This is a genomic window from Microvirga makkahensis (assembly GCF_009830105.1).
Taxonomy (GTDB): Bacteria; Pseudomonadota; Alphaproteobacteria; order Rhizobiales; family Beijerinckiaceae; genus Microvirga; species Microvirga makkahensis.
Genome location: NZ_WURB01000049.1, coordinates 1 through 13,872 on the forward strand (window position 1 = coordinate 1; position 13,872 = coordinate 13,872).

General features: G+C 63.3%; 13 protein-coding genes and 1 pseudogene. 4 read left to right on the plus strand and 10 right to left on the minus strand.

What is annotated here, in order from left to right; all coding sequences use genetic code 11:
• The first annotated feature begins 357 nt into the window (after positions 1-357).
• Positions 358-579, plus strand: coding sequence for a hypothetical protein (locus GR328_RS25780; RefSeq protein ID WP_160888516.1), 222 nt, complete (start codon positions 358-360; stop codon positions 577-579).
• A 717-nt stretch (positions 580-1,296) separates the two neighbouring features.
• Here the strand turns inward: GR328_RS25780 and GR328_RS25785 are convergent.
• The 4 genes from GR328_RS25785 to GR328_RS26995 form a co-directional block, all read right to left on the minus strand.
• Positions 1,297-1,887, minus strand: coding sequence for a LemA family protein (locus GR328_RS25785; RefSeq protein WP_160888517.1), 591 nt, complete (start codon positions 1,885-1,887; stop codon positions 1,297-1,299).
• 26 nt (positions 1,888-1,913) lie between these two features.
• The gene (locus GR328_RS25790) at positions 1,914-2,267 is read right to left on the minus strand and encodes a DUF2934 domain-containing protein (RefSeq protein WP_160888518.1); all 354 of its coding nucleotides are present in this window, start codon (positions 2,265-2,267) and stop codon (positions 1,914-1,916) included.
• Complete coding sequence (locus tag GR328_RS25795) at positions 2,264-2,689, minus strand: hypothetical protein (RefSeq protein ID WP_160888519.1); 426 nt, start codon at positions 2,687-2,689, stop codon at positions 2,264-2,266. Before GR328_RS25795 ends, GR328_RS25790 begins: the two co-directional genes overlap by 4 nt.
• 363 nt (positions 2,690-3,052) lie before the next feature.
• Positions 3,053-4,681 (minus strand): catalase family protein, encoded by a 1,629-nt coding sequence (locus tag GR328_RS26995; protein WP_160888520.1) that lies wholly within the window; start codon positions 4,679-4,681, stop codon positions 3,053-3,055.
• 441 nt (positions 4,682-5,122) lie between these two features.
• Between GR328_RS26995 and GR328_RS25805 the strand changes: the two genes are divergently transcribed.
• The gene (locus GR328_RS25805) at positions 5,123-5,557 is read left to right on the plus strand and encodes a hypothetical protein (RefSeq protein WP_160888521.1); all 435 of its coding nucleotides are present in this window, start codon (positions 5,123-5,125) and stop codon (positions 5,555-5,557) included.
• Between the two features lie 36 nt (positions 5,558-5,593).
• Here GR328_RS25805 and GR328_RS25810 read toward each other — a convergent pair whose 3' ends face one another.
• The 5 genes and pseudogenes from GR328_RS25810 to GR328_RS27835 all read right to left on the minus strand — a co-directional run.
• Positions 5,594-5,869: a hypothetical protein gene (locus tag GR328_RS25810; protein WP_160888522.1), complete on the minus strand. Its 276-nt coding sequence runs from the start codon at positions 5,867-5,869 to the stop codon at positions 5,594-5,596.
• A gap of 489 nt (positions 5,870-6,358) precedes the next feature.
• Positions 6,359-6,889, minus strand: coding sequence for a DUF421 domain-containing protein (locus tag GR328_RS25815; protein WP_160888523.1), 531 nt, complete (start codon positions 6,887-6,889; stop codon positions 6,359-6,361).
• A 99-nt stretch (positions 6,890-6,988) separates the two neighbouring features.
• Positions 6,989-7,132: a hypothetical protein gene (locus tag GR328_RS25820; protein WP_160888524.1), complete on the minus strand. Its 144-nt coding sequence runs from the start codon at positions 7,130-7,132 to the stop codon at positions 6,989-6,991.
• A 39-nt stretch (positions 7,133-7,171) separates the two neighbouring features.
• Positions 7,172-7,543, minus strand: coding sequence for a hypothetical protein (locus GR328_RS25825; RefSeq protein ID WP_160888525.1), 372 nt, complete (start codon positions 7,541-7,543; stop codon positions 7,172-7,174).
• A gap of 259 nt (positions 7,544-7,802) precedes the next feature.
• Positions 7,803-8,747, minus strand: a pseudogene (locus tag GR328_RS27835) (IS630 family transposase); the annotation flags it as partial.
• A 1,741-nt stretch (positions 8,748-10,488) separates the two neighbouring features.
• On the opposite strand from GR328_RS27835, the gene GR328_RS25840 reads away from it, so the two are divergent.
• Entirely contained in the window at positions 10,489-10,785 is a 297-nt protein-coding gene (locus tag GR328_RS25840; RefSeq protein WP_205790316.1) for a DUF6894 family protein, read from the plus strand.
• A gap of 17 nt (positions 10,786-10,802) precedes the next feature.
• Complete coding sequence (locus GR328_RS25845) at positions 10,803-11,528, plus strand: Crp/Fnr family transcriptional regulator (protein WP_160888526.1); 726 nt, start codon at positions 10,803-10,805, stop codon at positions 11,526-11,528.
• Positions 11,529-12,094: 566 nt separating this feature from the next.
• Here the strand turns inward: GR328_RS25845 and GR328_RS25850 are convergent.
• Positions 12,095-13,504, minus strand: coding sequence for a cytochrome P450 (locus tag GR328_RS25850; protein ID WP_160888527.1), 1,410 nt, complete (start codon positions 13,502-13,504; stop codon positions 12,095-12,097).
• Positions 13,505-13,872 lie beyond the last annotated feature (368 nt).

A 13,872-nucleotide genomic window follows, 5' to 3' on the forward strand; every position in this document is an offset into this window, starting at 1 on the left:
TTCCGGCGCCCACCGACCCGCACATAGGTTTCATCTACACGCCAGGATGCGGAGCGGAAGCCTTGACACCGGCGGATCCTCAGCTGGCCGCCCCTCACCGTACCGCCAAGGTTAATGCAACGGTGCCATATTGCGGGAGTGGGTGTTGGGCTGATGCTTCTTCCGGCCCGTCTTAGATCCCTGGCAACGGACCAGCCTGATCTGTTCGCACTGCGTTCCCTCCCCGTTACGCAGACGTCCATTACGGATAAAGCCGGTCGCAGGCTGGAACAGCTTCCCGCAAGAGGCGTTCCCTAGCCAGAACGGCTTGGCTGTTCAGCAGAAGGTTGTTCCGGTCCCCTGAACGGAGATGCTTGTATGAGTCACCTCACAGCACTTTTCAGCTTCCTTATCCTGGCGGCCTCACCTGCATGGGCGCAAACCACGCCTGCGCCTGGCGGCGCGCCTCCTGATTCTCCTCCGGCAGGTGATGCAGGAGCGGCCGGCGGTGGTATCATGGATTATTGGTGGGTCATCCTGCTGGTGATCATTATTGTCGCCGCGATCTGGTACTTCTCACGCCGTGGGCGCCGCGTGTAGGCGAGCCGATCATTCAGCGCAGTCATGCCGGAACAGGGATATGAACCCAGGTACCAATCCGCAGACGCGTTGATGCTCATGACTTTCTCCGAGACAGGAATCCGGCCTTTTGCCGGACTCCTTTTTACGCGGATCCAATCGCTCCTGGATTCCCATAGCACACCTTCTGAGAGATGCGGCGTCATGCCTGTCTCCCAACCTTGGCTACGGCTTAGCGGTGGTGTGCCGTCCCCAGAGAGATCGGCATGGCCCAGCCGATGAGCTGCCTTGGTGCACCCAATGATCATTGCCGCTTAGAGGGGTTGTCATGGCCAAGAAGGCCCGCATGAGGCCGCTCTGGAAAAGGCAAAGCGGATCAGGGCCAGCCTCCGGAATCGCGTGCGGAAAAAGTCACCCAGAAGCGCAGCGAGAGGCAGACCATGACCATCCGAACCCTCACCCCTCTCCTGCTGGGGAACGACAAGAGCCTGCACAAACCGAGGGTGACGTTCCGAACTTTGGACCGACCTCGGATCCGTCGGGGCGCGACTTCGGCGGCTCTGCCGGCGATGGCGGCGGCTCGACCCGCGACTACCAGGCGGTGATGGGCGAGAACCCGGTGACTGCCGGCAGCCCCAATCCGCTTGATGTGGTGATCCCGCCCGAGCGGCCGGCCAGGATGAAGGGCCGCAGGGTCCCGACAGATCCGGCTGATCGCAGCGGAGCCCGCTTCTGAGGTCAGAGCCGGGAGCGCCCGCCCGTGCGCTCGAGCCGCGCTTGGGCGAAGGCGGTCAGGGGCTTTGCGTCCGAACGGAAAATGGCCGCAGCCCAGCGGTCCGGGATCTCCCGAAGTTCCTGGTTGTGAGCCCGGACAGCGCTGATGAGGTCGCTGCGCGCCACAACGATCCGGTCCTCCAGGCGCTGGAACTCCGTCAGCTGCTCAGCGAAGCGCGTGTCGCCAGTCAGTTCAGGATAGCGCTCGATGGTTTCGTAGAGCGTATCCAGAGCGGCTGTCAGGCGGCGCTGGGCCTGCACATAATGCCGGAAGCGCTCCGGCTCGGCGATGAATCCGTCCGCATTCAGGATTGCCCCCACCTCGTCACGGGCGGCCATGACCTCATTGAGCACCTCGCGCTCGGCGGGAGCCCTCTGGCGCACGGCCTCCACCAGCGCCGGAATGTGATCGGCCCGCTGGCGGTATTGTCTCTGCACCTCGCTCCAGGCCTGCTGGGCCCGCTCCCTCAGGGCAGGCACATCGCCGTGGTCACAGGCCGCCCCACTGAGGACGAGGCCAACAGCAAGGCACCATGGTCCCAGACGGGCTATCACGTCCCCTCCTGCCGTGCAGGCACCCATCACTCGTCGATGTCGTCCGGCACCGAGCGGTCGCTCACCTTCTTGGGCCGGGGCACCTTCCGGTTGCCCACCTGTGCCATTCCCGGCGAGGCTTCGCCGGCGCCCGGATCCCCGGACTTCGGCTCGGACGGCTCGTGCTGCGCCTCGTCCAGTTCTCGCTCGGCTCTGTGCCAGTGATCCTGCGGATCGCCTGAGCGGCCCTCCCTCTCCCAAATCTCGTAGGCGCGGTGGCGGATCCTTTCCTCGGAGGAGTTAGGCCGCTGATCGTTGCCACTTGGACCGTCAAAGATCTGGCGACCAAGATCGAGGCCAATGCGCGGCGTTGCATCCGGACCGGTTTTCTCCTGCGTCATGGCGGCTCCTGTCCTGCAAGTCCTGGTATCAATGTCCGGATGCGGAACATGTTTCCTCTCAGGCTGCGGTGAGCCTTGGCCGGCAGACGACGGATCGGGATCCCCTCTGGCGGTCTGCAGAAGGGCTCCCGGTGTCGTTCGTGGCCTCGCCGTGCATATTTTTGGCGCGTCTCCAGAACCTGGGCCGCGGCCTGCGCCGGATCGGCCACGATGCTCGTCGGGAAGGCGACGGCGGCATCCATCATTGCGGGCGCCTGAGTCCGGCCGACGGCCGCCAGCAGATCGTTGCCTCCGCCATAGACGATGGGAAGGATGCATCCGTGCGGACGGGGCGCTCGAACTAAGCGCTCGCCTGCGCCCGCAGGCTGGTGCTGCCAGAGCGGGATCGAGGCCAGCTCCGCCAACCACAAAGTTGGATCCACCCAGCCGGCTCGGCTTGAGCGCCAACCCGAACCGCCGAGCCAGGTGCTCGACCTGGACCGGTCCATTCGACGCACGTCCCGCATTGCCGTTGTCTGACAGGCTGTCTCCGAAGACCGCGATATGATCGCAGACCCGAACGGCTTGGGCAGATGATTTCATGAGCGCCAATGCTGCAAAGACGATAGGAGAACGAGCCAGGCTTAGCATCGTGCTGTCTCTCGGCGGTCGAGACATCCTGTGAGCTCTCCGACCCCAGGAGGGATCCGCCCGCAGCCTGCCTCAATGGCGGGCTCACCGTGACGTCAGGCATTGCGGCAGGGCGGCGGAGCGCCAGGTGGAGGGTGTCGCCGACGCTCATTCCGTCAGATCGCAAGCTCGCCAATGTCTCGCGGCTCCTTTGCGGAACGCCCATTCTCCTGGCGGCGTGCATGGCCCAAGACCTCATAAGCCTTCATACGGGCCCGCATGACCGAACCAAGTGGCCGGTGTGCCGCCAGGCTGTGCGAGGGACAAAAGAGAAGCGTCTCATCCAAAGCCTGACGGGCGGCGTCGAAGGCATCCTGCGGCGGCAGGGTCAGGCGGGCAACAGGCCGGTAGGGGCTCTCGTTCTCCGGCCACTCCGCATTGGCATTCTCCACCGGCATGCGCTCCAGGTCGGTGCAGAGTTGGATTGCGACCTCGTACTCCGCCGGATTGTCACGGAAATACTCCGTGACGGCGGTGCGCAGGCCGTCCTCGTCCGCCGGGGTGAAGCTGGCGGTCAGCAGTTGGCGCAGGCGGGGCATGGCGGGCCTGACACGGAGCTTGGCGATGTAGTCGCCGTAGCGGAACGGGCACTGGCTGTAATAGGCCTCCGCCAGCGGGTGAATGAAAGGATGACCGTAGAAGTCCAGGTTGGCGCTGTTCAGTCCAACCGCATTGAGAGCCGCATTGGCTGCGCGAGACGTCATGGAGACGGCCTGCTTCACCCCTTCCGGCAGCGGCATGGCCATCTCGGTCGCGGTAATCTGCGCCAGGAAAACCTTGGCGCTGGGAGCGATGAACACCTTGCCCGTGTCGAGCACCCAGTCCTGGGTCACCTCGCCCTGATGGCCGGGCAGCATCTCGCCTTCAACACCGATGATCTTGAGAGCCATGCCGCGCGGGGTCGAGACCCGGCGGTCATCCAGGAACTCGCCGGGCACCTGGGCAAGGCGTACAACGGCCGGGTAGGTGCGAGGCTCCGAAAAGAGCCCCTGCCGCAGCTCGGGAGGCAAGTCCTCCAGAACCCGTAGCTCCCCCTTCAGAATGCCGTGCGCCTTGGCATGTGACGTGCGGACGGAGCGCCCGTAACGCTCTCGCGTGGTCCGCCCGCCGCTGGCCATGGCCTCGATGACCCGGTCGAAGGTTTCCTGCTCGTCGGGCTCGATCACCTCAACATCGTCGCTGTAGCGGACGAACGATGGCTTTGCCGTGAAGCCTCGTGGGGTGTGCCCTTGACCTGCGGATGGCTGCCCGTCAGGAGCGCCGACAGAGCCGCTGAAGGCCCTGCAGAGGGCATCGGTCACCAATCCATAGACAAGATGAGCAACGAGGCCACGGGCATGGGCGGTCCAGGGATAATCCCGGGGCCGGCCGGACAGGCCCACCGCGGCATTGATGCCCTCGTCCTTGATCAGAAACAGGCCCAGTCCGAAGAGACTGCCTCTGCCCGCATCGAGATAGGCGACCCGCCCTCGCAGGGCGCCGTAAAGCGCCCCGGGCATCATTCCAAATCCGTAGTGCACGGCCAGACCAGCGGCATCGAGCTGGCGCGGCGTCAGTGAAGCTCCGGCCGTGTCTGCCGTTTCCGCGGCGACCAAGTGGGCCGGGTCCATCCCGCGCGGCCGGGCTTGCTGCGTCCTGCGACGCGTGCGTGGGCTGTCGAGACCGCGCCGGTAGTTGAACCAGTCGACCCGGTCCATCACCCATACGGCCGCGGCTCCCGCAATCGCGCCGGCCAGTGCATCCAAGACGATGTCCGCCCCGGCACGCCCTGAGTGACGATCACCTCTCCCCTGCGGCCCTGCGGTGGATCGGGCTGGCCGTGTGCCGGTTTGCTCACTCGCTGAATATGACATAGCGCGTCCCGCTCGGGTTCGAGGGATACTAGGCCGGAAGCTTCTCCGGCTCACTTCTCGTCGATAGCCAAGGTGAGTGCGACATCGATGATTGAGGCTCCACCGTTCGCTGGCAAGGCCATGGAGCCCATCGGCTGGCTTACACCTCAGGTTCCAATCTGTTGGAGCCCCGGGAGTTCCAGCATGGCTGGTTCACGAGGACGAACCTGCTGGCGCGAGGGCATGGGTGCCATAGCCATTCAGATGCTCTCGCAAGAGAGAACATGAGGGCTCTTGGCAACCGCACCGCCATCCCGCTTGCTGAGGACAGGCAATCCTGGAGCAGAGAGACCTATGGCCAAGAAAGCGAAGCTGCCCAAGACTGTTGCCGGCGTGAAGGTGCCGAGGGCAGTTCGTTCCTCCAGTCTGCCGGATGAACTGCTCAACTCGGAACTGGGCCGGGAAATCCTTGCCGAGGCTCTTGCGGCAGCCGCTGGCGCAGTGGCCTCCGTCCTGATCAAAAAGCGTCCGAGCGCGGATCAGATCGCCCAAGCCGGGCATGCGGTGGCCGGGACAATGACGGATATGGCGCGAACCGTCCTGCCTGCCTCGCTCACCCGTGCTGACGATAACAAGGCTCGCTCACGCGCACACAGGCGGACCCGCCGTGACCCCGGCGAGGATGAGGATGCTGACATCCAAGGCGATGTCCGGAGAGCCGTCGGGCAAAGGCTTCTGGTCCATTCCAGGCGCATGCCACCGCCAATCAGCTCGGCGGTGGCTCGATGAGGCAGGCGGACACATCAGGTTCGTATGCGGCTTCACTTACTCTGTCTTCAGGTTGGAGAACATGAGCACTTTGCGCTCAAGGTCAAAGGTCGTGTGATCGCTCATGGCAAACAGCTTCAGCATAGGCTGAAGGTCCTCGGCATCAGGCTGCAGGATGTATTCCTCAACGCCATTGTCGAGAATGAGCTGGACTGTGAACCGGCCCTCTCCGCCTCTCTCCTGCTCCGTCCAGGACGCCTGGATATCCGTGACCTGCCGCACCTTGTAGTGGCGTTCCAGTTGCTCCGATTGCCTGTCTTTCTGATCTGCCATGTTGGGCTCCATCTGACCGAGGGGGCGGCGAGCACAGCCTCGCCTGCCCGTTAAGAGGCCGAGATCTGCCTCGTTCCATTCAACATGTCTGCACCTCACGGAGAAATGAATGCGGTTCGATGATCGCGAAGCTGAGCACAAAGCGGCAGGCCGAGGCCTTTGAGCCGCAGGGGCATCATTCGGGCATGGTTGGACATTGGCTTCAAGGGGGCCCGGATTGTCTCGTGCTCCGAAAAGGGCGCCCAATGCGCCGCCCGACGCGAGCCTCGGTGCCGCGTGGACACACCCTACGGGAGGGGAACAGACCACCGGGCTGGCCGCTCAGGGCAGCGATGCGCCCATGAAAGCCGCGTGATGCGGGCCGCGCCTGGTCACGCCTCAGGTCGGGTTTCCTCGGTGCTCCGCGGCTCCCTTGTGGGCAAACGCTCTCCCCACGGCGAACCGGGCGGCACCGACGGCGTCCCGCGGCGGCAGGATCGACAGGCATCTCTAGGTGATTTCCCGCGGATCGTTGTTCTGCCTACCGGTATCGCCGTTGTCGGCTCGTATGATGCTGATCCGGCCGTCTCCCTCGATGAAGGCCTTCTTCACCTGCACCGGATCCTCGATGCCCTCCTGGCGCAGCTGGCTTAGCAGCTCCTCCCGCGTGATCATCTCCTGGCGCATGTTGCGGTGCAGAAGCTGGCCGTCCTTGATCAGCTGCAACGGCGGCGGGCGGGTGAAGCGCTGGATCAGGGGAATGTGGTAACCGAGCCAGTCGATGGCGAAGTTCCAGAACACGATGGAGAGGACGAGGAGAACGCCTTCGGTGATGGACTTGTACTCGTTCGCCATGGCGTTCTGAGCCGCGTCGGCAATGAGGACGATAACAAGCAGGTCAGCAATGCCAATCACTCCCGATTGTCGCTTCATGAAAAAGCGCAGGATCGAGAACAGCACGATGTACATGATCGTGCCGCGGAGAAATATTTCAATCAGCGAATGTTCTGGACTGAACATCGCCTGCCAATCGACGGACATGATGCTTCCTTGAAGAGTTTCCCTGCGGAGGGAACGTAAGCCGCGCCAGTGGTTTCCCAACAAGACGCCCCCGCAACCCTCCTCAAGCCTGATGCCCCGTCAGCGGGGCTCGTCCTCCAGATGCAGATAGGTCGGATCGAACTCGGCGTAGTCGCAGAAGCGGACCCAATCCCTGACCTCGACGAGATCGCCGCGCCACGTGACCAGCCCTTCCTGCCGAAGATTTCTGATGACGCGGTTCACATGGACCGTGGAGATGCGAAGGGTGTCGCCCAGCTCGGCTCAGGTCATGGGGAGCTGGAAGGTGCGATCCGCGGCTTGGCCGATCACCTGGAGGCGGATCAACAGTTCGCGGAGCAGGTGCGCGGCGTGTTCGATGGCCGATTGCCGTCCCAATCCCACCAGCCATTGGCGGTGAATGGCGGCCTCGATGAGCGTGTTGGCCCAGAGCGGGCGGGTGAGATGCGGGTGATTGTCCGTGATCTCGCATAGGGCCTGATGAGGCACCAGGGCGACCTTGCCGGGAGTGAGCGCCCCAACGCCGTGGTCCTGTTTCTTGAGCGGGAAGCCTTGCAGGTCCACGAAGTCGCCCGCGACATGGAGCGCTTGGATTAGCGGCGGCCGTCGCGCAAGACCTTGTACCGGACCGCCCATCCCTCCAGGAGGAGGCTGCTGTGCGGCGGACGCTCATGCTCGCGAACCATGTCCTCGTCGGCTGCGAATTCCTTGGTGGTTCATCCGGGAAGTCATGCGGCCCTCGGCAGGAGGGCGATTCCGGGAGAGCGCGCGGCCGATGGCGGCGGCGCGTGCCCCAGACAAAGGGATGGCGATGTGCATTCCAGTAGACCGTTGAACGGTGGATCGCATCGGTGATGTCCTCCCAGCTCTCGAAGCGCCGACCGGCTAACGCCGGCGAGCGCAGGATCTTCCACCGGGGCTCGATCAGGTTGAGGTAAGCCGGGTATTCGGGCTGGAACACCATCTCCCAGCGCGAATGCGCGAGCAGGAACAGCAGCACGTCCTTGGTGCGATGGGAGCTCAGGCTGTCCATGATGGCGTACACCCGCCTGATCGTACGCGGCACCCAGGTCGCAACCCGCTCCAGGAAGTCCACCCAGTGTGCGCCGCCGCGTCCAGGGTAAGGATGGGTGAAGGCCTCGCCCGTGGCCGGACAGAACGCGCCAAAGACATAGTCCTTGGCGCGGCGACCATCGTCGATTTCCTGTCGGGCTCGCTCGGCCGGTCGCATCCGGCTCTGCACCAGCGCACGCCCCGAATAGCTCTTGGCGCTGATAGGTCCCACTTCGTCGAGGCGGATCACACAGCTGCTTGTGGGCGGTGCGGCGTAGAGCGTCTCGATCCGCCCCTTTTTCGACAAAGGCAGTGTCGACCCGCTCGCCGAACCAGGTCTCGTGCTTGCGCCGGCCAGGTCCTCGTGGAGCAGGATCTCGTCGATCCGGCTGCGCTGCATCGCGATGCCCTTTGCCTCATGCAGGTAGGTGGCCAGCCGATCCAGTGTCCAGGCGGCAAACGGCGGCCCGAGCGTCTCAGGCTTGGTCAACGCAGTGGCGATCACGGGGGCGGTCTGGTCGGGCGAATAGGTAGCCGGTCTGCCCGAGCGATGCCGGTCCTTGAGCGCTTCCAGACCTTCCCCATTGAGGCGATGGATGCGCTTGCGCACGGTCTCGCCATCCAGGCCCAGGCGGGCTGCAATCGCCGAGGCGCTCCCGCCGCGACTGGCGCGCCAGATGATCTGAGCCCGTTGTACCCTCTGGGCCGGAGCGGTGTGTGAGTGAGCCAGGCGCTTGACAGTCGTGAGTTCGTCCGCGCTCAAATCCCGTAGGCAGACCGGCGCCATGGGCCACCTCCCGCCAATCGGTCAGCAGGCCATGATGATACCCCTGAGCATGCCGGATGCACCACTGAGTGGGCGCGATTGGCGCTTCGACCACCTGCTTTCCCTTGCCGGAAGGGGTGTCGCGCTGCAACATTCCGGCGGCTCAAGCACCGTCAGCTCTTAGGTGCCGAAGCAGACCAGGCTCTTTGGTCTGAGGAGTGCCAGGAGGAGACCCTCAACGAGGCTCTTTCTGATGTGTGGACTAGGAAGAAGTTAGGCGAGATCGTTCCAGCCCTCGGACGGCCGAGGCAGCGCGTATCTTAAGGGCGGCGCCCCCACTTCGTTGTCCTGGCCACCGGGAGGCGCTCGCGGAACGTCGCACAACAGTGGCTGCGATCCTCCACACGGGTACCGAGAGGATCGCGAGGCGGCTCAGGCGGCAATCCCGTGTGGATCTTCTCCACCAAACGTAATGAGCTGGAACATGTAAAAGCCGTTAAACCGCACGCCTGCGGATGCTGCTTTCGCGTGGAACCCTGGCGGAGGAGCGTCAGAGGGGCGCAGGGGACGATCAAACATCCACCCCTCCTCGATGATGAAGCCGGGTACGGGGTAGTCCTCCGGCACGGCACACAGGAGCTCGGGTCGCTCCTTGTTCCGAAACAGGTTGTATCCGCGATCTCGCGGTTCCGGCTGGGCTTGCGCCCGCTCATCAACAGTCATGATGTTGCCCCTCGTTCTCGACTGGCGTCCAGAACAGCACGACGACTCGTGCCCAATATCACCTTAAGCTAGGCCATTCTTCCGCAGTAGGACTCGAAAGGGGTATGACCAACAGGAAAGGCTTTAGGCTTTCACGAGCACCTAATCATCCTTTGCGCCGCTTCTGTGACCCTGACGGGGTTGGGATTGAAGTGGTCGTGTTTCGGGCAGACGCAAAGGCCAAAGATCACGCGGACCGAGCCGACGGCTCCCAAATCCATTCTGTGCCGCTGGTCTGTCCGCATGAACCACCTGGTAGGTACCCCGCCCTCTGCATTGGGACACTTCAGCAGATATCGGAAGAGAAGCCTTCGCCCCCTTGGCGGCAGGCCCTTGGGACCCACTTTCGTGCGAAAGAGCCAGGATGCGTCGATGAAGGCTGATCGTGAGCTGTTGAAGGAAGCCCTGGATGAACTCGTCAGGCTCAGGAGCGGATCAGAGGACCCCGCACGTTTCCTGGCCCGACTGTATGGCTCTGCCTTGGAGGAATGGGCAGACCGCCTTGGCCTGGACCCACATCAGCTCAACAAGCTGGTTCTCATGAGAGAAGCAATCTCCGACCAGCATTTCAGTTAGGGCCAAGCCCGTTCAGGGCGGCGCTTCACCTGGACAATGGCAGCTGTCTTGTTCCGGACCTTCGGGCATGATGACTGCGACACCTCAGCGGCGGTCAAATTCAAGGCTAAGCGTCGTTCCTTACGACGACGACCAGTCCGGCTCGGCGTCAAGCTGGCGTGCTAGCCCCTCGATGAGCCTCACCCCGGTGCCAGAGCCAGGCTCTGAGTGCGAGGCCCAGCACCTTCTGCCTCTTCATTATCTGATCGCGCTCTGGCATGAGGCCTCGCTGAGTACCAATCCAACCGACAAGAATGAGTTGGGTTGGAGGCATGTTCCCTCTGAGATTGGAGCGAGCCTCGCCATAAGGGCTGCTCTGTCCACGTTCTTACCCCCGTGAAGCTGCCTGCCAAGGAACAAGCCCGGGTAGCGGTAGTTTGGGAACATGCCCCGATTCTACCGCCACATCCGCCAAGGCGGCCGGCTCATCGAAGATCCGGAAGGGATCGAGCGTCCCGACCTTGGTGCGGCTCGGGCCGAGGCTCTTGATGGCACCCGGGACCTTCTCGCAGAAGCCATCCGGCATGGGAGGGACGACTGGCTCACCGACGCCATCGTCATCACGGACGAAGCAGGCCAGGAGTTGCTGACGATCCCCTTCATCGAGGCTCTCCCGCCGCGCCTGTATGAAGCACTGCTTGCTGTGCTCCCCTCCGTCACTAGGTCACCATCTGAACCTTGAGCGTAGGGAGAGCCCGTATGTCTCATCCACTGATCGGCAGACTTGAGCGGCATGGCTCTCTCTCCGGGGAGGAGAAGCAGGTGCTCCGGGACATCTCATCCCGAACAGCCGTCTATCGTCCACGCGAGGAAATCGTGCCCGAGGGCAGCACCCCGGCTCACAGCAGCCTCATTCTTTCGGGCTTTGCCACCCGTCACAATCATTCGCTGGACGGGAAGCGGCAGATCACGGCTTTTCACGTCCCCGGCGACTTTGCGGACCTGCACAGTTTCCTGCTCAAGAAGATGGAAGATGGGGTGGCCGCACTCACCGAATGCACGGTGGCTCAGGTGGCCCACAGCGACTTGAAGGAGATCACGAAGAACTACCCCTATCTCACCCGTGTGCTCTGGCATACCACACTGGTGGATGCTGCCGTGCATCGGGCGTGGATGACCACCCTCGGCCGGATGGAGGCTCGTGAGCGCCTGGCCCATTTCCTCTGCGAGATGCGGGACCGTCTCGATACCATAGGCCTGATGCAGGACAACAGCTACGAGCTGCCGATCACCCAGGAGGAGCTGGGGGACGCCTTCGGCATCAGCACCGTTCACGTCAACCGGGTGCTCCAGGACCTCCGAGCCGAGGGGCTGATCACCTCCCGCGGCAAGACCTTGGTCATCAACGATTGGGAGCGTCTTCAGCAGGTGGGGCAGTATAGTTCCGACTACCTGCACATTGACCAGAAGCTTGAGCGGGACTGAGGAAGCGCACCAGTCGCCCGCGTGGTCACTCCCTGCTGGGTTTCCCGAGAAGACAGCTCATGGATGGCAGTCAGACAGCGGTAGGTCTATGAACCTAACTCCGCTCGCTGTCCTGCGATAATGTGGCTAAGCTGACGGGCATCAGAAGCCGTCATCCAGGAGACCATCCGGAGCCCTCCTTTCATCCGCAAGCTAGAGCAATACGACCGCCACCCGGAGGCGGAGCGACAGCGTCTTGAGGGAGCCGTTGTCCGGAAAAGAGCGGTCGCAAGGGTGAGGACATGGTGCGGGAGGGGGACCGCCCCGCCGAGGGCATCGTCAACTTAACTCAGTAAAGGCCGTTTTCCGGCGTTTTCAGCTCTTCTCCGGCGGGATTAAGCTATTGAAAATAGGTGGCCTGCCTAGGACCCAAACACCGAAAAGAGCAAGTAAAAGTGTTAAGTTGCCGATGCCGGAGCAGCGGCCCTGATCCAAAAGACGACGGCGCGGGAGCTGAGTGCGCACGAGGTTAGCGCCGGGTTGATCGAGGCCGACCAGATGGAAGAGCTCTGGCCGAGCGCAGGCCTTTACGCCAAACGCCGCGCTGATCGTGGGACCGGCTCAACCCAAACCCCTCCTTTCGGGCGGAGGGTGATGGAGGGCATCGGCTGAACGGGCCGATCCGTCTGCCCCTCCAGACGAAAGCGCTGGGCCACCGTCGCCAGGATCAGCGTCGCTTCCATCATGGCAAACCGGTTGCCAATGCAGATGCGGGGCCCACCACCGAAAGGCATGTAGGCGAAGCGTGGCAGTTCCTTCGCCAGGTTCCCCGCCCAGCGATCGGGCCGAAACGCCTGCGGCTCGTCGAACCAGCGCGGGTCACGGTGCATCACCCAGGGGCTCACATAAACGATGGTGCCGGCTGGCACGGCATACCCGCCGATCTCGCAGTCGGCCCGCGCCTCTCGCCCGATGGCATAGGCGGGCGGGTACAGGCGCATGGCCTCGCTGACCACCTGCCCTGTGAAGCGAAGGCGCGGCAGATCATCGACTGTCGGCGGCCGCTCTCCCAGGACCGTGTGCACCTCCTCGGCGAGCTGCGCATCCACCGCAGGGTGCAATCCGAGCAGATACCAAGTCCAGGAGAGGGCCAGGGCCGTGGTCTCATGGCCGGCCAGCAGCATGGTGATGACCTCGTCGCGGATCTGGCGCTCGCTCATGGGCTGGCCCGCCTCATCACGGGCCAGCATCAACAGGGACAGGAGGTCGCCACAATCTTCTCTCGTGTCACACCGCTCGGCAATGATCCTGGCAACCAACTGATCCATGCGCTGGACGCCGCGCCGGTAACGGATATGGCCCGGGAGAGGAAGGGCATCCGGGATCCAGAACGGCCGCCGGAGCCGCGCCGCGATCTCCTCCATCACCTCGTCCAGAGCCTGGCCGATCTCAGCCACGTCCTGGTCTGTCTCTGCATTGAACAGCGCTTTGGCGGCAATCTGCAGGGTCAGAGCCATGGCTTCCCGGTGCGCGTCCAGAACTTGCCCTGGCTGCCAGCGCCGGACCATCCAGTCGGTGGATTGCACCATCGTGTCGCCGTAGCGGTTCAAGCGCGAGCCGGCGAAGGCCGGTGCCGCGAGGCGTCTCTGATGGCGCCAGAACTCCCCCTCGCTGGTGAGCAGCCCCTGACCGAAGATCGCTTGGACATGGCGCCAGAAGAAGCGATGCTTGATGAAGTTCTGATGGTTCTCGATCAGGACGACTTCCACCAGGTCAGGATGACTGAGGAGAACGGCTGGCCAAGCCGCCAACTGGAAGCTGGCAATATCACCGTACTGGCGTGCGCACTCGGTGAAGAAGTCCAGAACGTCGCGCCCGAAGGCGGGCAAGCTGCCAAGGAAGGGAAGCCCTTTCGGACCAGGAGGACGGCCCGCGGCCCGGACCTGGGCCGCCGGTGGTCCGCCGGCTGGAGAGTTGGGCGAGAGGTGCGTGACCATGGCTCCTCCGCAACATCCGGGATCAGGAGGATGAATGATCAAATGCTTCTGTCAACTGAGATGGGATCAATCTGCCGAGCATGGCTGCCAGGGACATGGTGAGATTGATCCCGCGGTGTTGGCCTGCCCCGTGCGGGTAATCCAAGCGTGATGTTAATTCAGCGTTGTACCAATCCGGCCGCGACGGCCTGACGTACAAGAAGGTGCAAGTTTGTCGGATACCCAACTGACGATCCGCAGACAGTTCACGTATATCCGTGTCCGTTCTCGAACGCTCTGCCACGGCAACATCCGTCTGTCCCTTCTCGCGGAGGCAAGGGTTCGCTGCGGCCTGACGCCTAATGAGGCTGGCAGGATAGTTCTCCAGC